The sequence below is a fragment of the Enterobacter sp. BIGb0383 genome, assembly GCF_003751845.1.
Lineage (GTDB): Bacteria > Pseudomonadota > Gammaproteobacteria > Enterobacterales > Enterobacteriaceae > BIGb0383.
In genome coordinates, this window is the sequence record NZ_RJKQ01000006.1 from 83,408 (window position 1) to 101,519 (window position 18,112).

Below are 18,112 nucleotides of genomic sequence, written 5' to 3' on the forward strand. Positions count from 1 at the left end.
TTTTGTTGATTTTATATTTCCTGCGATCAATTGTTACGCCACTTAACTCTTTTTAGTGGTATGTAACATGCAGCTGCGTAATACAACTCAGTGTTTCGGCATCGTGTCCATGGTGCTGCACTGGTCGGTCGCTATCGTCGTATACGGCATGTTTGCTCTCGGCCTGTGGATGGTCACCCTTAGCTACTACGACGGCTGGTATCATCAGGCCCCGGAGATCCATAAAAGTATCGGCATTCTGCTGATGATGGGGCTGGTGTTCCGCCTGATCTGGCGCGCAGTCTCTCCACCGCCTCCGGCGCTTAAGAGTTACTCCCGTATGACGCGGGTGGCTGCCGTCGTGGCACACGCCCTGCTTTATCTGCTGCTGTTCGCTATTTTGATTAGCGGCTATCTGATCTCTACCGCCGACGGTAAGCCCATTAGCGTCTTTGGCTGGTTCGATATCCCTGCGACGCTCAGCGACGCGGGTGCTCAGGCCGACCTGGCGGGACAAATTCACCTGTGGCTGGCCTGGAGCGTGGTGATCCTTTCCGCCCTGCATGCGCTGGCCGCCATCAAACACCATTTCATCGATAAAGACGACACCCTGCGCCGTATGCTGGGTAAATCGTCCTCACAATCTGGAGCCTGAGATATGAAAAAGAGCCTGCTGGGATTCACCCTGGGAACACTGCTGTTCGCCACGGGCGCGGCCACCGCTGCCGACTACAAGATTGATAAAGAAGGTCAGCACGCCTTCGTCAACTTCCGCATTCAGCACCTTGGCTACAGCTGGCTGTACGGGACCTTCAAGGATTTCGACGGGACCTTCACCTTCGATGAAAAAAATCCGGCAGCGGATAAAGTCAACGTCACCATTAACACCACCAGCCTGGATACCAACCATGCCGAGCGTGACAAGCATCTGCGCAGCGCCGATTTCCTCAATGCAGGTAAGTTCCCGCAGGCGACCTTCGCCTCTACCGCGGTGAAAAAAGAGGGTGAGAAACTGGATATTACCGGCAACCTGACGCTGAACGGCGTGACCAAACCGGTCACCCTGACTGCGCAACTTATCGGTCAGGGTGACGATCCCTGGGGTAATAAACGCGCCGGTTTCGAAGCCAACGGTAAAATCAGCCTGAAAGACTTTAACATCACCACTGACCTGGGCCCGGCTTCTCAGGACGTGGAGTTGATTATCTCTGTTGAAGGCATCCAGCAGAAATAAAGACAACGCCCGGCATCAGCCGGGCGTTATTTTTATCAGGAAGAACTTTCCGTATCCGGATCGGGAATGCCCAGTCGGGTATTCAGCCTTCCGCGAGACTTATTAAAGATTTTATTGCCGTTTTCACGACCGGCACGACGCCGACGCTGCTCCTCTTCCGGCAACGCACTCTCTTCCTGACAGGCTTCGCTACAGCATCCGGCAAACTTCTCCGCGCACGCAGGACACTGAATAAACAGCAGATGACAGCCGTCATTCAGACAGTTGGTATGGTCGTCGCAGGGTGTGCCACACTGGTGGCAGTGGGAAATTATCTCGTCGGAGATGCGCTCCCCCATACGCTCGTCGAAAACAAAGTTCTTGCCGACAAAACGTACCGGCAGCCCCTGCTCGCGTGCCCGACGGGCGTATTCGATAATGCCACCTTCAATATGCCAGACTTTACTGAAGCCGTTGTGCTTCATCCAGGCGCTGGCCTTTTCACAGCGGATACCGCCGGTGCAGTACATAACGATTTTCTTGTCCTTATGTTCCTGCATCATCTCCACGGCTTTCGGGAGCTGTTCGCGGAAGGTGTCCGCCGGGATCTCCATCGCGTCCTCAAAATGGCCCACTTCGTATTCGTAGTGGTTGCGCATATCGATAAACACCGCGTCAGGATCGTCAAGCATGGCGTTAACTTCCGCCGCCTTCAGGTATTCGCCCACGTCGGCGGCATTAAAGGTCGGGTCGTCGATGCCGTCGGCCACAATGCGCTCACGCACTTTCATCCGCAGCACCCAGAATGATTTGCCGTCGTCATCCAGCGCGACATTCAGGCGCAGTCCGTTCAGGGCCGGATCAAAAGCGTTGAGCAGCGTCCGGAGCGCCTCAACTTTGCTTTGCGGTACGCTAATCTGGGCGTTGATGCCCTCGCGGGCCAGGTAAATACGCCCAAAGACATCAAGTTCGGTCAACGCTTTATAGAGCGTATCCCGGGTTGCCTTCGGGTCAACAATGGTGAAGTACTTATAGAATGAGATCGTGGTGCGCGGCTCGGTTTCGGCCAGCATGCGCGCCCTCAGTTCCTCATTCGAAATGCGGTTGTGTAACACTGGCATGGTGTTCCTGTCCTGCAGTCGTTGATGAGCGGTTTAAACGCGGCGGATAATATAGTAAACCGCGTTAATTTACATCCACACATTTTACGCTACATTTTCGTCACCCCGCTTTTTTTTGCGATGGAATATAGCGTTGCTGTTGCTTTTTGTGCCGCGTAATTTTGGCGTAAAACAAAAAAATGTAACAATAGAGTGCGTTTGAAAGAAAAAGAGACAGGAGTGGCATGACTCAGTTACCCAAATTTTCCGCCGCGCTGCTGCATCCCCGCTACTGGTTAACCTGGTGCGGTATTGTGGTTTTGTGGTTGATCGTCCAGCTTCCCTACCCGGTCATTTACCGTCTGGGCTGCGCGCTGGGTCGCCTGGCACAGCGCTTAATGCCGCGACGGGTGAAAATCGCCGAGCGCAATCTTGAACTCTGTTTCCCGCAGATGAGCGCGCAGGAGCGCCGCCGCAAGGTACGTGAAAATTTCGAATCGGTTGGAATGGGCGTGATGGAAACCGGTATGGCCTGGTTCTGGTCAGATCGCCGGATCACGCGCTGGACCGAGCCCAGCGGCGTTCACTACCTGCGTGAGTTACAGGCCCAGAAGCGCGGGATCCTGCTGATCGGCATCCACTTCCTCACCCTCGAAATGGGTGCGCGCATGTTTGGTTTGTCCGCACCCGGCATCGGAGTTTACCGTCCCAATGATAACCCGCTTATCGACTGGCTGCAGACCTGGGGCCGTATGCGCTCCAATAAGTCGATGCTCGACCGTAAAGATCTGAAGGGAATGATTCGGGCGCTAAAAAGCGGTGAAGTGATCTGGTACGCACCCGATCACGATTACGGCCCCAACAGCAGTGTCTTTGTACCGCTGTTCGCCGTCGAGCAGGCCGCCACCACCTCCGGGACCTGGACTCTGGCGCGTCTCTCTCAGGCCTGCATCGTGCCTTTCGTTCCGCGTCGTAAACCGAATGGTAAAGGGTATGAGCTGATCATTCTCGAACCGGAGTGCGCGCCACCGCTGGACGACGCCGAAACCACCGCCGCCTGGATGAACACCATTGTCGAGCAGTGCATTCTGATGGCCCCAGAGCAGTATATGTGGCTGCATCGCCGCTTTAAAACGCGCCCGGAAGGCGCTCTCCCGCTCTACGACTAACGCCTCCCTGACGGGCCTTACTCGTAAGGTCCGTGCTGCGCATCTATCGGCAACAGCAAGGTGTCAAACACCAGCGAAAGCGGCAGGTCGAGGATGGTCAGGAAACGCCAGCCGGAATCCCGCACATCCCACTGCACGCCAGGATAATACTGGTTGCCATGCCCCTGGCCGGGGATCGTCCGGCTGATAATGCTGCCGCAGCCGCTGAGCAGCAGCACCATGATAGTGACGGTAAAAAACTTCACGCGTGGCCTCCGTTCAGTGTTATCAGTCAAAAAAATACCGGCACGATGGCCGGTATTTTCCTTTACCTGAAGCTTATTTCGCTGGCAGTGCCTGCGGGTTCAGCTCCAGCGCCTGGTAGTGGCTTACCCATGACGAATACTTCTCAGGTGCCGCCCATACACGATAGTGTAGTCGGGACAGCGTCACAGGATCGCTCAAAAGCACCAGACGACGATCGCGATTGAGTTTATCCGGTGTTTCATTCAGCGCCTGCTCAACGTGACGGTCGCGGGCGATATCCAGCACGTGGCTGGCGCGGTGACGCGCCGTGGCCATCGCCGTGGCCAGGGCGTTGAATGACGGGTTAAACACCGCGTGCATAAAACCATCGTCCAGGGTGCGGCTGCGGTTCAGGGTCAGATATTTGTCCGTATCAACCAGTACCTGCGGCGGGGAGTACTCTTCCGGGATCAGGAACAGCTTCCAGCGTTTGGTTCGCAGACCGATAGTCGACCGACTGGAGATCACCGAGACAAACGGCGACAGGATCAGCGAGAAGACAATCGGCGCCAGCCAGAACAGGAAACGCAGATCCAGCCACGCCATCCCGACTGCCCAGACGAGGCCCAGCAGCAGCTGCGAGCCGTGGCGCATAAACGCTTCGCTCCACGGAGTCGAGTCGTCATCGCGCTGCGGCGAGTTCCAGACCACTTCCCAGCCGAGGAAGGCGCTGACCACAAACACGGTGTGGAAGAGCATACGCACCGGCGCGAGCAGCACCGAGAACAGCACTTCCAGCAGCAGCGACAGGGTCACGCGCAGGAAGCCACCGAACTCTTTCGAGCCTTTACACCAGATCAGAATGATACTGAGCAGCTTCGGCAGGAACAGCAGCACCATGGTTGAAGCAAAGAGCGCAATCGCCAGCTCCGGACGCCACTGCGGCCACACCGGGAACAGCTGCCGGGGTTGCAGGAAGTATTGCGGCTCCGTGAGGGCATGCACCACCTGCAATGCGGTCGACAGGGCGAGGAACATAAACCACAGCGGCGCAGAGAGATAGGACATCACCCCGGTCAGGAACACGGCACGGTGTACCGGATGCATTCCTTTCACCAGGAACAGACGGAAGTTCATCAGGTTGCCGTGGCACCAGCGACGGTCGCGCTTAAGCTCATCGAGCAGGTTTGGCGGCAGCTCCTCATAGGAACCCGGCAGATCGTAGGCGATCCACACGCCCCAGCCGGCACGACGCATCAGCGCAGCTTCAACAAAGTCATGGGACAGAATCGAACCGGCAAAGGAGCCTTCACCCGGCAGCGGCGCGAGGGCGCAGTGCTCGATAAAGGGTTTCACGCGGATGATCGCATTATGGCCCCAGTAGTGGGACTCACCCAGCTGCCAGAAGTGCAGACCGGCGGTAAACAAGGGCCCATAAACGCGTGTCGCAAACTGCTGGCAGCGCGCATAGAGCGTGTCCATACCGGATGCTTTCGGTGAAGACTGGATGATACCGGCGTTCGGGTTGGCTTCCATCAGACGCACCAGCCCGGTCAGACAGTCACCGGTCATCACAGAGTCGGCGTCCAGCACCACCATATAGCTGTACTGACTGCCCCAGCGACGGCAGAAGTCATCGATGTTGCCGCTTTTGCGCTTAACGCGGCGGCGGCGGCGACGATAGAAGATCTGCCCTTCACCCTGCACTTCGGCGATCAGCTCCATCCACGCTTTCTGTTCGGCGACGCAGATATCCGGGTTGTAGCTGTCGCTCAGGATATAGACATCAAAGTGCGCAGCGTTGCCGGTGGCTTTCACCGATTCCCAGGTCGCACGCAGGCCGGCGAAAACGCGATCCACGTCTTCGTTACAGATCGGCATAATCAGCGCCGTGCGGTGTTCCGGGTTCAGCGCTTCATCCCCTACCGTCGAGGCGGAGATACTGTATTTATCCCGACCGATCAGCAATTGCAGGAAGCCCATCAATGCCGTCCAGAATCCGGCTGAAACCCAGCAGAACAGTACCGCAAACAGGATCAGGATCCCCGACTGCAGGATATAAGGCAGGAGCTGCATAAAGGAGACCCACAGATCCTGACCGACCATATCCGTCGGATTGATCAGCGCCCAGCCCTGGTAAGGCAGAATGGTTTTCATATACCAGGTGGCGACCACGGTCTGGGCCAGGGTCAGCAGCAGCAGAATGTAACGGCGAATACTGCCGACGGTACGCCACTTCTGCTCGCTGGCCTGCTGCTCTTTGGTCAGACGGGACAGGTAGCGCGGCGTCACGTCACGTCCACGCAGACGGTCCCAGAAGCGACCAAGGGGGTTGGTGCGCCACTGATCCGGGAACATGGAGGAACGTTTTGCCTTCGGCATCGCCTGCAGCTGGGCACGGCCTTCATCGTCCGCCACCAGCTGCCCTTCCGCCAGGGAGTCAGGCCAACTTCCCTGAAGACGTTTTTCAACGGACTTCAGGGGCGTATCGTCATCACGCATCTCTGCCAAAGCTTCGCCGTTTTCGCTGAGCGCCACGTGCACGCCACGGATATCCGTGGCAGGCAGCAACGCTTTTTCAGCATCCGGGAGCGGCAGCGCGTCGATATACTCAGTTATCTTATTCATTAGCAGGTAGCTGATAGCTCCAGGTTTCACTCAGCGTCTGATCGCCATTAACCAGCGCAGCACGCATTTCGGTCGGCTGTTTGGCATCTTTGACTTTCACACGCAGCATCAGACGCCAGCCTTTGGTTACCGGATTGTAGCGGACGCTGTTTTCAACGATCTCACCATTTTCACCAATACTGGCCTGTGCGGTCAGCGGCGTATCCTGCGGCAGCTTTTTCATGTCCGTACCGGCAAAATCAACCATGAACGCAATGGTGCCGTCCGGCTGACGAATAAGGTTGGACTGTTTCACATCACCGGTTGAACGGCGAGTCTGCTGAACCCAGGCGCTCTCCGGCGAGTGCAGTTTGTCCTCATCGCGGCTAAAGGTGATGGTGTATTTGAAGTTCATCTCTTTACCCGGCTCCGGCAGCTGATCCGGGGTCCAGTAGGTCACGATGTTATCGTTGGTTTCATCGTTGGTCGGAATTTCAACCAGCTCGATTTTACCTTTACCCCAGTCCCCTTTCGGCGTGATCCAGCCGCTTGGACGCAGGTCATAACGATCGTCGAGATCTTCAAAGCGCGAGAACTGACGGCCGCGCTGCAGCAGACCGAAGCCCTGCGGGTTTTCCATCGCAAAGCTGCTGACGGCGAGATGTTTCGGGTTGTTCAGCGGACGCCAGATCCACTCGCCGTTACCGGCGCGGATGGAGAGCCCGTTGGAGTCATGCAGTGCCGGACGGTAGTTGGTTGCCGGCGACGGCTGATTCGGCCCGAACAGGAACATGCTGGTCAATGGCGCCACGCCCAGCTTGCCCACTTTGTCGCGCAGATAGACCTTGGACTGGACGTCCACCACGCTGTCGCGGCCCGGAATAATCACAAAACGGTAGGCACCGGTCGCACGCGGGGAATCCAGTAGCGCATAGATCGTCAGGCGTTTGTCAGTCGGATTAGGACGCTCGATCCAGAACTCGCGAAAACGCGGGAACTCTTCACCGGACGGCAGCGCCGTATCGATGGCCAGACCGCGTGCGGAAAGGCCATAAACCTGGCCCTGGCCAATCACACGGAAGTAGCTGGCGCCAAGCATGCTGACGATCTCGTCATTTTTATCTTTGCTGTTGATCGGGTAGAGCACTTTAAAACCGGCGAAGCCAAGGTCTTTTACCGTGTCTTTGTCATGCTGGACGTTGCCGAAATTGAAGTAATCAGGGCTGTACTTGATTTTACGTACGGCCGTAGCGGTCACTTCGTTGATCGTCACCGGGGAGTCGAAGTACATCCCCTGGTGATAGAATTCGAGTTTGAACGGGGTCTTAGCGTTGTTCCAGTACGCTTTGTCGTGGTTGAACTGAATCTGTTGATAGTCCGCGTATTTCATATCGCGGAACACGGAGGGCAGGTTACTTTTAGGCGCCTCGTAGCTCTTGCCGGCTAACGTTTGTGCCTGCTTCGCAACGTCATCGATGGTGAACGCCCATGCGGATGAGGTGCCCAGAGACAACAGAATGGCTGCGCCTAACCAACGCATTTTCATCATTTGAGATTTGTGTTTCATAGTAACTAAGCACTTCCCCCTTTGTGTGCTTAAATCGATCCGATCCATTTTAATGGAAACTCAGGCAATCCGACAACATAATCCCCTTCTTGTTCAACTTACTGGCTCAGGGATTAAACAACACCGAAATGCATTTTCAGTTTACGCGCATTCCTGGAGACAGGATTTTCGGGTTGGTGTAGGGTGGCTGCGAATCTAAACATTATCGTCGACAGCGATAAGACGAATAGTCCGAGAATGCCATTAACGCTATGAGTAATGTACCCGCACAACGTGAATATTTCCTTGATTCCATTCGCGCATGGTTAATGCTGTTAGGGATCCCGTTCCATATTTCCTTAATTTACTCCAGCCATGTCTGGCATGTTAACAGCGCAGAGCCCTCCTGGTGGCTGACCCTGTTTAATGATTTTATCCACTCTTTCCGGATGCAGGTCTTCTTTGTCATTTCCGGTTACTTTTCATACATGCTGTTCCTGCGCTACCCCATGAAGAAGTGGTGGACGGTGCGCGTCGAACGCGTCGGCATCCCAATGCTGACGGCCATCCCGCTGCTGACCCTGCCTCAGTTTCTGATGTTGCAGTATGTCAAAGGCAAAACCGAGAGCTGGCATACTCTGTCGCTGTATGACAAGTACAATACGCTGATGTGGGAATTAATCTCGCATTTGTGGTTCCTGCTGGTGCTGGTGGTGTTAACCACCTCCAGTCTGTGGCTGTTCCGTACCTTAAAAAATCACCCGCAGGATAATCCGAACGGCTTTATGGCCGGGCTGACAATGGGCAAATTGTCGCTGATCTTTATGCTGCTGGGCCTGTGTTACGGCGTTATCCGCCGCACGCTGCTGATCGTCTATCCGCCGATCCTCAGCGACGGCCTGTTTAATTTTGTGGTGATGCAGAGCCTGTTTTATTTGCCCTTCTTTATGCTTGGCGCGCTGGCCTTTATTCATCCGCGCCTGAAGGCGCTCTTTACCACGCCGTCGAGAGGCTGCCTTATCGGAGCGGCTCTGGCTTTCGTTGCCTACCTGCTTAACCAGCACTTCGGCAGCGGCGATGCCTGGATGTACGAAGTGGAGTACGTGATTACCATGCTGCTGGGACTGTGGATGGTGAACGTGGTGTTTGCGCTCGGCCACCGCCTGCTGAACTTCAAGTCCTCGCGGGTGACCTACTTCGTTAACGCGTCGCTGTTTATTTACCTGGTCCACCACCCGCTGACGCTGTTCTTCGGCGCGTGGATAACGCCGTTTATTCCATCCAATACGCTGGGCTTTATTACCGGGCTGGTGTTTGTGGTGGGGACGGCCATCCTGCTGTATGAAATTCATCTGCGTATTCCGCTGCTACGCTTTTTATTCTCCGGCAAGCCGCAAAACAGCGCGCCCAAACCAGGCGCAACCGCCGGTTAACGTCTTCGGCCTTCCGCTTACGGAAGGCCGCTCTCCCCTACTCCTGCGACTGAACCAGCAACCGTTGATACAGGCTGGTATTTTCTTCGTCAAAGCAAACGAAATAGATCTGTTCCGGCACGGGGCTGTCAGGCAGGTAAGCCATCACCGTATTGAGTGCGATTTGCGCAGCAGCCGCTTTCGGATAGCCGTACACGCCGGTGCTGATGGCCGGAAAGGCTATCGATTCATAGCCGTTGGCTGCCGCCAGCTGGAGGCTATTACGGTAGGCATCCTGCAGAAGCTGCGGTTCATTGTGTTCGCCGCCGCGCCAGACCGGCCCGACCGTATGGATCACCGCCTTCGCCGGTAAATCCCCTGCGGGGGTGATCACCGCCTGTCCGGGGGCGCACTCTCCCTGCTGCTGGCGTATCTGTTTACAGGCCGCCAACAGCGCCGGACCTGCGGCGCGATGGATAGCGCCATCCACCCCGCCGCCGCCCAGCAGAGAGGGGTTCGCTGCATTCACAATCACGTCGACCTGAAGGGTGGTGATATCACCCTGAACAACCTGGATCCTGGACATAACAGAGGCCCTCCTGCTGACAACGATATCGTTAAGTTTATCGCAGGGTTTGCAGGAGGGAGAGAATTGTTGCCCGTCGGTACGTCAACTACTCGTAGGTGACGTTCAGTATTGCCAGTTTGCGCTGCGCATCAAGATAGCGAAGATCCACCGACGCCAGGGATGAGCGCACCCTCTTCTGGGCGAGGGATGCCAGCGGCCAGCGCTCGACCGACTGCACGCCATCACGCTCACAGCGCATCTCCAGGTGCTGCTGTCGGGCGTCGGGCGCGGTTTCACAAACTGGCTCAACAATCTGGCCGGTGAATCGGATGGTGCCACCGAATGTGTGGGGAGAAGATGCCTCTGCGGCAAGCGCCTGAGTTGCAAACAGCGCACACAGCAGGGGAACAGCATGATAGATGGATAGCGTCATAAAGATTGCCTCAATAAGGGGGCCATCCATGAGGGGGATCGTCGTTTCCTTAATGTTCAGCCAATGGCGAACCGATTAATAGAAACATACAAGCAACAAATCATCAACATATTTAACATTCATTATTTCAATGCAATCGTTTGATTTGACGAGTGTAATTCGGGGGATAAAAGGGAGAAGGCATGGCGGCAGCGCGCCATGCCGGAGACTATTCGCTGACAGGCGCCGCATTCTGTTTGCCTTCAGTACGCTGTGCCAGCCACACACCGCTGCTTTTCATGGCAAAACCGAAGGCTAATCCCAGCAGCAGAGAAGGCACGACCAGCCGCCAGTCGCCTTCAGCGGCAAACGTGGCGCAGGCGCCGATAAAGGTGCCAGGGACAAACGACAGCAGCAGCTGGCTGGCCTGCAGACACATCAGAAACGCCACAACGCCGGTCATGGCATAGCTAAGAATTTCCAGATGCGGGGCCAGCGCGCTGCCGTGAATAATCACCAGCGCCCAGACCACGCCGCTCACCATGGTACAGCCTGCGGTCAGCAAACCTTTGACGCCGCCCCGGGGGGAAGCAAACCAGACGGTACAGCCCAGAAATCCGGCCCAGCTTAGCAGGCCAAGAGAGACGGCAACCCAGCCCCACAGAGCGGAGAGGATACCGGTTGTCAGTGCGAGAGAAATAAGTTTGTTCATGGCGCGCATCATAGCAGATGCGCGCCGAAGTAATGCGATCGGAAGCAAGATTATTGCAACACAACAGTCTTCATTACATTTTAACTGTGATGTTAATCACAATTTATTGTTCATCTTCTTCCTGCAACTCTTCCCATATCGCGCCGATGGCATCGCGGGTAACGATCGCCAGCGTGCGCCAGAACGGCGTTGTTGCATGGGCTTCAATTTTGCCGAAGAAGGTGTCGTACCACGGCATAATAAAGTCGGCAAACAGCGTCTCAAGCGCTTCGCTCTCGTCTTCTGCCGCGTTATCTTCCAGCCAGGAGGCGGCCAGCAGCAGCGTGCCGATATGATCGGCCGGTGTATCGGCTAATGGCATACCGCGCGCGGAGAGAAAGGAACGAACGTCCTCTTGCGTAGCGCCTTCGACCCAGGCGCTGCGGTACGGGGACACGCTGCACTCATCCCCGACAAACAGCGCATTATAGTCCGCGGCAATCTGCGGCAGATCGCAGCTTTTTTGCAGACGCGTCAGCAGTTCATCCTGCTCCAGCGGCCAGCTGGCGGCCAGCTTACCTTCGCTAATCAGGGTGAACAGCGGCACCAGCAGCGGATCCTGCGGCTGGCGATAATAGAGAGAACCCAGCACGCGGCAGAGGACAGAAAGCTCGTTCATTCAGTGATTCCGTTTTGTGACATTACAGTTGTGCAAACTCAGGAATAGGCGGCATACCGCGAGATTCCAGAAAATCCAGCAGGCGTCGCGGAGAGACGTTCAGGATACGATCTTCCGGGAAACCCACTTCATCCAGTACCTTGCGACATTCGCTAAAGTCGCCAAGGGTAAAAGCAGTATGTGAATCAGAGCCCAGCGCCACCCAGCCTCCCGCGTCGCGGACCGCTGCAGCCACTGCGCGACAGTTCGCTTCACTGCCCTTTCGCGAATGGATAAACGAGGAGTTATTAATTTCCAGCGCAACCTGGTACTTTGCGGCGGCGGCGGCAATGGCCGGTATATCGACGGGATACCTGGGGTTACCGGGGTGGCTAATAATATGCACATTACCGCTGGCCATGGTCGCAATCATCGCTTCGGTATGCGTCTCGCGATCCTGTGGCGCAAACACCGGCTCGTGAAAGCCCGCGATAATCATATCCAGCGAGGTCAGCATCGGCCCGGTGCAGTCGATCTCGCCGAGGGTATTTTTAATATTGGCTTCGATACCGCGCAAAATGCCAACGCCGTCGACCAGACGCGGCCAGATGCGCATATTGACGAAGTGCCAGTAGTGCGGCGCATCCGCCATATCCGGACCGTGGTCAGTAATGGCAAACAGCTTAATCCCTTTACGTTTTGCTTCGGCAATATAATCGTGGAGGGTACTGTAGGCATGGGTGCTGGCGACGGTGTGCATATGCAGGTCAACAGGATACATCACTCTCTCCTCTTTCTTTTTCAGGCAAGGATAGCAGGAATTACCGGCCGTGATGAGCAAAAACCCGACCTGCGCCGGGTTTTGTCATCAGTAGCCACGAATACGATCGACCTGTCCTGACGCCTGATTTCCGGCCTCAATCTGCTGGATCGTGCGGGCAATGTAGTCCACGGCCTCTGCCGGACGGGTTACCGCCGCGACGTGGGGCGTTATCGCCACTCGCGGATGCGCCCAGAGCGGGTTATCGGCCGGCAGCGGCTCTTTACTGAACACATCCAGCATCGCCGCTTTCACTTTGCCGCTATCGAGCGCGGCCAGAAGGTCAGCTTCCACCACATGTACGCCGCGGGCAAGATTAAGGACATAGCTGTTATCCGGCAGCCGACCGAGCAGGGACGCATTAATCATCCCGGCGGTTTCTGCGGTATTGGGCAGCAGATTTATCAGCACCCGGCTGTGGCGCAGAAAATCGGCCAGCTCATCCCCACCGGCATAACTCGTCACGCCGGGCCACGCTTTTCGGCTGCGGCTCCAGCAGTTTACCGGGAAGCCCCAGGCCTTCAGGCTCTCGGCGACCTTCGCCCCCAGAACGCCAGCCCCCAGAATACCGACAGAGAAATCGTCCCGGTCATAGTCTTCCAGCGATTCCCAGCGCGCCTGCTGTTTTAACGCCTGGTAGTCGTCAAAGCGACGGAACCAGTGCAGCACCTGGCTGACGGCATATTCCTGCATCTGCAGCCCCATACCGGTATCTTCAAGACGAAATAGCGGGATATGCATCGGCAGCATTTCCGGGTGCGCCTTAAGCTGGCCGAGTATCGAGTCCACCCCGGCCCCCAGGGCAAAAACGCCCTTCAGCTCGCGTCCCTTCAACATCTCAACCGGCGGGTGCCAGACCAGGGCGTAATCCGCAGGATCGTTATCGCCCGCCTGCCACAGACGAATGCGGGCTTCGGGAAGGCGTTTTTCCAGTAACGGGAGCCAGTGCTTCGCATCGAAGGTCGGGTGGTAAAAAATAATATCCATCATGTCTCCTGGCAGGTGTTAAACGCGCTGAAAATTGCTCATTACTCAATGGGAAATGTACTGCTATCTGTTTGTATCATCTTGCAGCATAACAGGTTTATTTTACAGACCGCTGACAAGCATTGATTGTAAAAAGGTCAGTTTCAGATTGTTTAAGAAGCAAGTTGGCTGAAGTTTGTTTAAACGCGCTGATTTATCGAAAAAGAAGATTGACGCTGGAGGTACTTTTCCCTACATTAGCGACCGTTCCGACAGCGTCGGAAAGATAATACGGTGAGGTGTCCGAGTGGCTGAAGGAGCACGCCTGGAAAGTGTGTATACGGCAACGTATCGAGGGTTCGAACCCCTCTCTCACCGCCATCTTCAAAGAAGAGCCCGCATGAAAATGCGGGCTTTTTTTCGTCTGCGAAACAAGAAGCCGACAAACAAAACGCACAGCTGCGTCCTGTCTAAGCCAGCTCCCTGCCCTTTGCTCAAGGCTTAACCGAACGAGATCAAAAGAATAAAATCTGCTTGACCGTTTTCACCCGACTCCCTATAGTAGCGCCCCGTTGCCCCCCTAACCGGAAGGCAGCAATACAATACGGTGAGGTGTCCGAGTGGCTGAAGGAGCACGCCTGGAAAGTGTGTATACGGCAACGTATCGAGGGTTCGAACCCCTCTCTCACCGCCATATTTAAAGAAGAGCTCGCATGAAAATGTGAGCTTTTTTTTTCATCTGAATATCCTGTTGTTACAATATATCTCTCAGAATAACTCTTTAAGATTCCTTGATGGCAAATTTTGCCACCCAACCATTGACTGACCGTCAGTCAATGGTTATCTTCTTTTATAACCCAGATAGCGTGAGGGAAGGATAAGCATGAGAATCGTAAAAGCCCCCGATGTACGTAGGGCGGAAATCCTGGAAACGGCAAAGGCTCTTTTTACACGTCAGGGGTATGCCGGGACATCGGTTGCAGACATTGTTGCCGAAGCGAAAATTGCAAAAGGAACCTTTTATTACTACTTCAAAACAAAATCTGACGTGCTGGAGTCGCTGGCCGAACAGATGGTGAATGAGATGGTACTGCGCGCTTCAAAAGTTGCAGAGAAACCCGATCTCACTGCCATTGAGAAAATATGCGGCATTATTATGCAGCAGAATCAAGTTAAGGATGCAGGAGGAGACGTTGTCGCCGGGCTTCATCAGGTAGGGAATAAGGAACTACACGATCGCGTGGCCATTGAAACTGTTTTATCGCTTGGACCGGTGTTTGCTGATGTTATTGCGCAGGGCGTCAGAGAGAATCTGTTTCAGGTAGACGACCCGCTGAGCACCATTCAGTTTATTCTCGCAGGGGCAGATTTCTTACTGGGTGAAAATACCTTTAATTGGACTCCGGAGGAGAAACTGGCACGCTTTGAGGCGATGTTCAAGCTTATTGAGAGAGCTCTCGGAGCTGCACCGAATACGGTAGCACCGGCGTTACAGAAGTGTTTATTGCGCCATTAATAATTAATCTACTGTCACACATTCTGATGCCGCAGGATAGCTGAAGCCAGGTAAGGCATCAAAAGTAACCACCGGCGTTTTAATAGTCGCCGGGACAAGGAGGTCTGAAATGATTACGTTGTACCGTCACACCGTACTTTTCTACTTACTCTCTACCCTGATTCCCTGGGCGTGCTGGTTTGGTGCCGCATGGATTAGCCGGGAGGGAGCTACGCTCAGCTCGTCCGCCAGTTTTCTGGCACTTACGGGGCTCTGTACTCCGATGCTTATCGCCGGATTCCTCATTGGCACGAACAGGATGCTGCGTCGTGACGTCTTCTCCCGGCTGTTACAATGGCGCGCCCCTGGTCGTTACTATTTACTGGCGTGCGTTCTTATGCCGCTGACGATAGCGATCGCCATGGGGATCTCTCTTCTGTTTGGTTACAGCGACAGGCAGTTTGTCATCGACACCCAATTTAGCTTTACGTCTGGTATTTTTCCCGCATGGCTGATTCTGATTGCAGCCCCGGTTCTTGAGGAGTTGGGATGGCATAGCTATGGTACTGACTGCCTGCGACGTAAATATAATCTTTTTATAACCAGCGTTATCTTTGCATTATTCTGGGGGATCTGGCACATGCCGCTGTCAGCTATTCCAGGTTATTACCACAACGATCTCGTTGTAACGGGTCTACTCTATAGCGTGAATTTTTTGCTAAGTCTTATACCCTTCGTTTTTTTGATGAACTGGCTTTATTACAAAACAGAAAGAAATATTTCTGTGGCTGTCGTATTTCATGTTACGGCTGGGCTCTTTAATGAGATTTTCAACCCTCACCCAGACAGTAAAATCATTCAGACTGGCATCTTAATGATTATTACGATATGGGTTGTTCTTGCTGATAAAGACTTTTTTTTCAGGCAAAAGTATAAGTGAGTGGCAGGAGACTGTTGAGATGAATGCTCATGCCTGAAACGCCTGACAGGACTCATCAGGCGTTTCAGGCAAAGCTATGTATTCAGGTCAAACTCTACGGGCGCTCATCGCGTGGCGAAGAAGAACAACAGCACAGGCCAGCACGCCACCGATCATAGCAGCCAGCAGTATCACAATCGCTTTTCCCGGATTATCTTTTGTCACCGGTAAAGAGGGCGAGAGCTGATATTTGAAGGGCTCAAACTGCGTATCCTCAACCGTGATTTTCCGCAGCTGATCCAGCTGGTACTGATGGTTGTTGAAATCTGCATCAAGCTGAGCCACATCGGTAATCGATTTTTCAATGGCTAATTTCCGTTCAATCCCGTCAGCACCAAGCACTACCGAGAAATCCGGATCGTCTTTTACCGCCATGCCGCTGCTGTACACAGGTTTTTTGATCCCTGCCGCATTGGCAATCTCCAGGGCATAGTTCAGTCGCTGAATATTTGCATTACGAAGATTGGTCAGATGGACACGCTTCTGCTCCAGACGACTGTCCTCCAGCAGAATTTTTACCGTGACCGCATTAGTGATATTTTGCATTGTCTCTTTATCAACGGCTGCAGAGACATAATCGATATACCCTTGCAGGACCACCTGAGCATCCTGTGCCGTCGGCGCAACAAAGCTGAGTGTCCAGGCTAAATAGGGTGAGCCTGCAGCATCTGCCGGGTTGTGGTTACTCGTTGATTTCATTTTCGCCGCCAGATTCACCACGGCACGATGCAGCTCGGCAGGGTTAATATCCGCCCCTTTCAGCTGTTCAAGGATATAGGGGGAAGAGGCCAGATACTCCTCCAGCAGAGACTGCGACTGGAATTTTTTGATAAAGAGTTCGAAAACGCTACCGCGGGTAATCTGGGTATCGATATCCAAAACCTGAAGCTTCACCAGTTGCTGCTGCATTTCATGCCACTGCATCGTTTCCGCCGGCGTCACAATGGCCTGACTGCTCCATTTCTGCGGCAGCAAAGAGGCAATCGCCAGCCCCATTAGCGCAAAGGCGACGATCCCGGCCACAATTTGCTTTTTCGCCTCATAAAGCACACTGACTAACTCAAGAATATCGGTCTCTCTGTCCTGCAATACGACGGGCGGCGCATTCTCAGCAAGATTGAGTTCCGTGACTTTTTTGACGTCGATAACAGACATGTGAGTCTCTTTTATAGCGGTAGATAGAAGATGGCCGCGGGCGCGGAAAACTGAGAGGAATATTACAACGGAACAGGAGGAATCCGAAAAAAAATCGCTACTCAGCTAAGTAAACTACCAGACATTGTAGCGAGTATTGACTATACGAAATATCAATAGATTCACCCCAATCCATTGATATGCCCTTGAAAAGAAAAAACCGGTACACGTCTGGTGCACCGGTTTTCGGATTTCAATCGCTAGTTGTAAGCGCGTAGCGTACGCTGACAGAGCGCCGAGCGGACGCAGTCATCTTTGGTAAAGCGAACCACTCCCACCATCTCATCTTCCTCAAAACGCGCCAGCGCATCGCTGAGGCCAGACTGCACCCCTCGCGGTAAATCACACTGGGTAATATCCCCGTTCACAATGACGGTCACGTTTTCCCCGAGGCGAGTTAAAAACATTTTCATTTGCGCAGCGGTCACGTTCTGAGCCTCGTCAAGAATGACGACCGCATTTTCAAATGTACGTCCGCGCATATAGGCGAACGGCGCGATTTCCACCTTACCGATCTCTGGTCGCAGGCAGTATTGCATAAAGGACGCGCCCAGCCGTTTTACCAGAATGTCGTAGACTGGCCGGAAGTAAGGCGCGAACTTCTCCGAGATATCGCCGGGTAAGAAGCCGAGATCTTCGTCGGCTTGCAGGACCGGTCGGGTGACAATGATCCTGTCCACATCCTTATGAATCAGGGCTTCCGCCGCTTTCGCTGCGCTGATCCAGGTTTTACCGCAGCCCGCTTCACCGGTTGCAAAGATCAGCTGTTTACTCTCGATAGCATTCAGGTAGTGCGCCTGAGCCTCATTACGCGCTGCAATTGGCGAGGTGTCGCGACTGTCGCGCGCCATGCCAATGGCTTCTACGCCGCCCATCTGCACAAGCGAGGTGACCGATTCTTCTTCACGCTGTTTATGGCTACGTGAATCCCGTCTCAGCACACGTTTTGCTTCACGACGAGCTTTGATCACTGCTTTTTGTCTTCCCATGGATAGCACCTTGAGTTGTTGGTTTACATCACACGCGTCGGACTCAACGCGATTATGCGCACAAACGTCTGAGGTTTGGCTTCCTTGTA

Annotated in this window: 18 protein-coding genes and 2 tRNA genes; 8 read left to right on the forward strand and 12 right to left on the reverse strand. The window is 54.4% G+C overall.

Annotated elements, in window-relative coordinates; all coding sequences use genetic code 11:
• The first annotated feature begins 67 nt into the window (after positions 1-67).
• Complete coding sequence (locus EDF81_RS22055) at positions 68-634, forward strand: cytochrome b (protein ID WP_123350312.1); 567 nt, start codon at positions 68-70, stop codon at positions 632-634.
• Positions 635-637: 3 nt separating this feature from the next.
• The gene (locus EDF81_RS22060) at positions 638-1,213 is read left to right on the forward strand and encodes a YceI family protein (protein WP_123350313.1); all 576 of its coding nucleotides are present in this window, start codon (positions 638-640) and stop codon (positions 1,211-1,213) included.
• Positions 1,214-1,248: 35 nt separating this feature from the next.
• Here the strand turns inward: EDF81_RS22060 and EDF81_RS22065 are convergent, their stop codons facing one another.
• The gene (locus tag EDF81_RS22065; RefSeq protein ID WP_123350314.1) at positions 1,249-2,313 is read right to left on the reverse strand and encodes a rhodanese-related sulfurtransferase; all 1,065 of its coding nucleotides are present in this window, start codon (positions 2,311-2,313) and stop codon (positions 1,249-1,251) included.
• A 224-nt stretch (positions 2,314-2,537) separates the two neighbouring features.
• Here EDF81_RS22065 and EDF81_RS22070 point away from each other — a divergent pair, with 224 nt between their 5' ends.
• A complete protein-coding gene (locus tag EDF81_RS22070; RefSeq protein ID WP_123350315.1) occupies positions 2,538-3,461 on the forward strand; it encodes a Kdo(2)-lipid IV(A) acyltransferase in 924 nt (307 codons plus the stop codon).
• Between the two features lie 17 nt (positions 3,462-3,478).
• Here EDF81_RS22070 and EDF81_RS22075 read toward each other — a convergent pair whose 3' ends face one another.
• The 3 genes from EDF81_RS22075 to mdoG form a co-directional block, all read right to left on the reverse strand.
• Complete coding sequence (locus tag EDF81_RS22075; protein WP_123350316.1) at positions 3,479-3,706, reverse strand: YceK/YidQ family lipoprotein; 228 nt, start codon at positions 3,704-3,706, stop codon at positions 3,479-3,481.
• A 73-nt stretch (positions 3,707-3,779) separates the two neighbouring features.
• Entirely contained in the window at positions 3,780-6,314 is a 2,535-nt protein-coding gene (gene mdoH, locus EDF81_RS22080; RefSeq protein WP_123350317.1) for a glucans biosynthesis glucosyltransferase MdoH, read from the reverse strand.
• Entirely contained in the window at positions 6,307-7,860 is a 1,554-nt protein-coding gene (mdoG, locus tag EDF81_RS22085; protein ID WP_184999576.1) for a glucans biosynthesis protein MdoG, read from the reverse strand. Before mdoG ends, mdoH begins: the two co-directional genes overlap by 8 nt.
• Positions 7,861-8,111: 251 nt before the next feature.
• Between mdoG and mdoC the strand changes: the two genes are divergently transcribed.
• The gene (gene mdoC, locus EDF81_RS22090; protein WP_123350319.1) at positions 8,112-9,272 is read left to right on the forward strand and encodes a glucans biosynthesis protein MdoC; all 1,161 of its coding nucleotides are present in this window, start codon (positions 8,112-8,114) and stop codon (positions 9,270-9,272) included.
• 37 nt (positions 9,273-9,309) lie between these two features.
• Here the strand turns inward: mdoC and ymdB are convergent, their stop codons facing one another.
• From ymdB to ghrA, 6 genes are all read right to left on the reverse strand, one after another.
• The gene (gene ymdB, locus EDF81_RS22095; protein WP_123350320.1) at positions 9,310-9,837 is read right to left on the reverse strand and encodes an O-acetyl-ADP-ribose deacetylase; all 528 of its coding nucleotides are present in this window, start codon (positions 9,835-9,837) and stop codon (positions 9,310-9,312) included.
• A gap of 88 nt (positions 9,838-9,925) precedes the next feature.
• Positions 9,926-10,252, reverse strand: a complete 327-nt coding sequence (locus EDF81_RS22100; protein ID WP_148049950.1) for a type 1 fimbrial protein — start codon at positions 10,250-10,252, stop codon at positions 9,926-9,928.
• 208 nt (positions 10,253-10,460) lie between these two features.
• Positions 10,461-10,943, reverse strand: coding sequence for a DUF1097 domain-containing protein (locus EDF81_RS22105; RefSeq protein WP_221180839.1), 483 nt, complete (start codon positions 10,941-10,943; stop codon positions 10,461-10,463).
• A gap of 103 nt (positions 10,944-11,046) precedes the next feature.
• A complete protein-coding gene (locus EDF81_RS22110; protein WP_123350323.1) occupies positions 11,047-11,601 on the reverse strand; it encodes a molecular chaperone in 555 nt (184 codons plus the stop codon).
• Between the two features lie 22 nt (positions 11,602-11,623).
• A complete protein-coding gene (locus EDF81_RS22115) occupies positions 11,624-12,361 on the reverse strand; it encodes a phosphatase (RefSeq protein WP_123350324.1) in 738 nt (245 codons plus the stop codon).
• Positions 12,362-12,448: 87 nt separating this feature from the next.
• Positions 12,449-13,387 carry a glyoxylate/hydroxypyruvate reductase GhrA gene (gene ghrA, locus EDF81_RS22120; RefSeq protein WP_123350325.1) on the reverse strand — a complete coding sequence of 313 codons (939 nt, stop codon included), beginning with the start codon at positions 13,385-13,387 and terminating at the stop codon, positions 12,449-12,451.
• 272 nt (positions 13,388-13,659) lie between these two features.
• Between ghrA and EDF81_RS22125 the strand changes: the two genes are divergently transcribed.
• From EDF81_RS22125 to EDF81_RS22140, 4 genes are all read left to right on the forward strand, one after another.
• Positions 13,660-13,747, forward strand: a tRNA-Ser gene (locus tag EDF81_RS22125).
• Positions 13,748-13,972: 225 nt separating this feature from the next.
• Positions 13,973-14,060, forward strand: a tRNA-Ser gene (locus EDF81_RS22130).
• Between the two features lie 189 nt (positions 14,061-14,249).
• Positions 14,250-14,882: a TetR/AcrR family transcriptional regulator gene (locus tag EDF81_RS22135; RefSeq protein ID WP_123350326.1), complete on the forward strand. Its 633-nt coding sequence runs from the start codon at positions 14,250-14,252 to the stop codon at positions 14,880-14,882.
• A gap of 109 nt (positions 14,883-14,991) precedes the next feature.
• On the forward strand, positions 14,992-15,801 hold the full coding sequence (locus EDF81_RS22140) for a CPBP family intramembrane glutamic endopeptidase (protein ID WP_123350327.1): 810 nt from the start codon (positions 14,992-14,994) through the stop codon (positions 15,799-15,801).
• A gap of 87 nt (positions 15,802-15,888) precedes the next feature.
• Here the strand turns inward: EDF81_RS22140 and wzz(fepE) are convergent, their stop codons facing one another.
• Complete coding sequence (gene wzz(fepE), locus EDF81_RS22145) at positions 15,889-16,995, reverse strand: LPS O-antigen length regulator Wzz(fepE) (protein WP_123350328.1); 1,107 nt, start codon at positions 16,993-16,995, stop codon at positions 15,889-15,891.
• A 239-nt stretch (positions 16,996-17,234) separates the two neighbouring features.
• Positions 17,235-18,023 carry a phosphate starvation-inducible protein PhoH gene (gene phoH / locus EDF81_RS22150; RefSeq protein WP_184999575.1) on the reverse strand — a complete coding sequence of 263 codons (789 nt, stop codon included), beginning with the start codon at positions 18,021-18,023 and terminating at the stop codon, positions 17,235-17,237.
• Positions 18,024-18,112: the final 89 nt, after the last annotated feature.

Bases quoted from the DNA above. Each gene is read 5' to 3' on its own strand.
- EDF81_RS22055 (WP_123350312.1), top strand. From the start codon at position 68: ATGCAGCTGCGTAATACAACTCAGTGTTTCGGCATCGTGTCCATGGTG.
- EDF81_RS22060 (WP_123350313.1), top strand. From the start codon at position 638: ATGAAAAAGAGCCTGCTGGGATTCACCCTGGGAACACTGCTGTTCGCC.
- EDF81_RS22065 (WP_123350314.1), bottom strand. From the start codon at position 2,313: ATGCCAGTGTTACACAACCGCATTTCGAATGAGGAACTGAGGGCGCGC.
- EDF81_RS22070 (WP_123350315.1), top strand. From the start codon at position 2,538: ATGACTCAGTTACCCAAATTTTCCGCCGCGCTGCTGCATCCCCGCTAC.
- mdoH (WP_123350317.1), bottom strand. From the start codon at position 6,314: ATGAATAAGATAACTGAGTATATCGACGCGCTGCCGCTCCCGGATGCT.
- mdoG (WP_184999576.1), bottom strand. From the start codon at position 7,860: ATGAAACACAAATCTCAAATGATGAAAATGCGTTGGTTAGGCGCAGCC.
- mdoC (WP_123350319.1), top strand. From the start codon at position 8,112: ATGAGTAATGTACCCGCACAACGTGAATATTTCCTTGATTCCATTCGC.
- ymdB (WP_123350320.1), bottom strand. From the start codon at position 9,837: ATGTCCAGGATCCAGGTTGTTCAGGGTGATATCACCACCCTTCAGGTC.
- EDF81_RS22100 (WP_148049950.1), bottom strand. From the start codon at position 10,252: ATGACGCTATCCATCTATCATGCTGTTCCCCTGCTGTGTGCGCTGTTT.
- EDF81_RS22105 (WP_221180839.1), bottom strand. From the start codon at position 10,943: ATGAACAAACTTATTTCTCTCGCACTGACAACCGGTATCCTCTCCGCT.
- EDF81_RS22110 (WP_123350323.1), bottom strand. From the start codon at position 11,601: ATGAACGAGCTTTCTGTCCTCTGCCGCGTGCTGGGTTCTCTCTATTAT.
- EDF81_RS22115 (WP_123350324.1), bottom strand. From the start codon at position 12,361: ATGTATCCTGTTGACCTGCATATGCACACCGTCGCCAGCACCCATGCC.
- ghrA (WP_123350325.1), bottom strand. From the start codon at position 13,387: ATGGATATTATTTTTTACCACCCGACCTTCGATGCGAAGCACTGGCTC.
- EDF81_RS22135 (WP_123350326.1), top strand. From the start codon at position 14,250: ATGAGAATCGTAAAAGCCCCCGATGTACGTAGGGCGGAAATCCTGGAA.
- EDF81_RS22140 (WP_123350327.1), top strand. From the start codon at position 14,992: ATGATTACGTTGTACCGTCACACCGTACTTTTCTACTTACTCTCTACC.
- phoH (WP_184999575.1), bottom strand. From the start codon at position 18,023: ATGGGAAGACAAAAAGCAGTGATCAAAGCTCGTCGTGAAGCAAAACGT.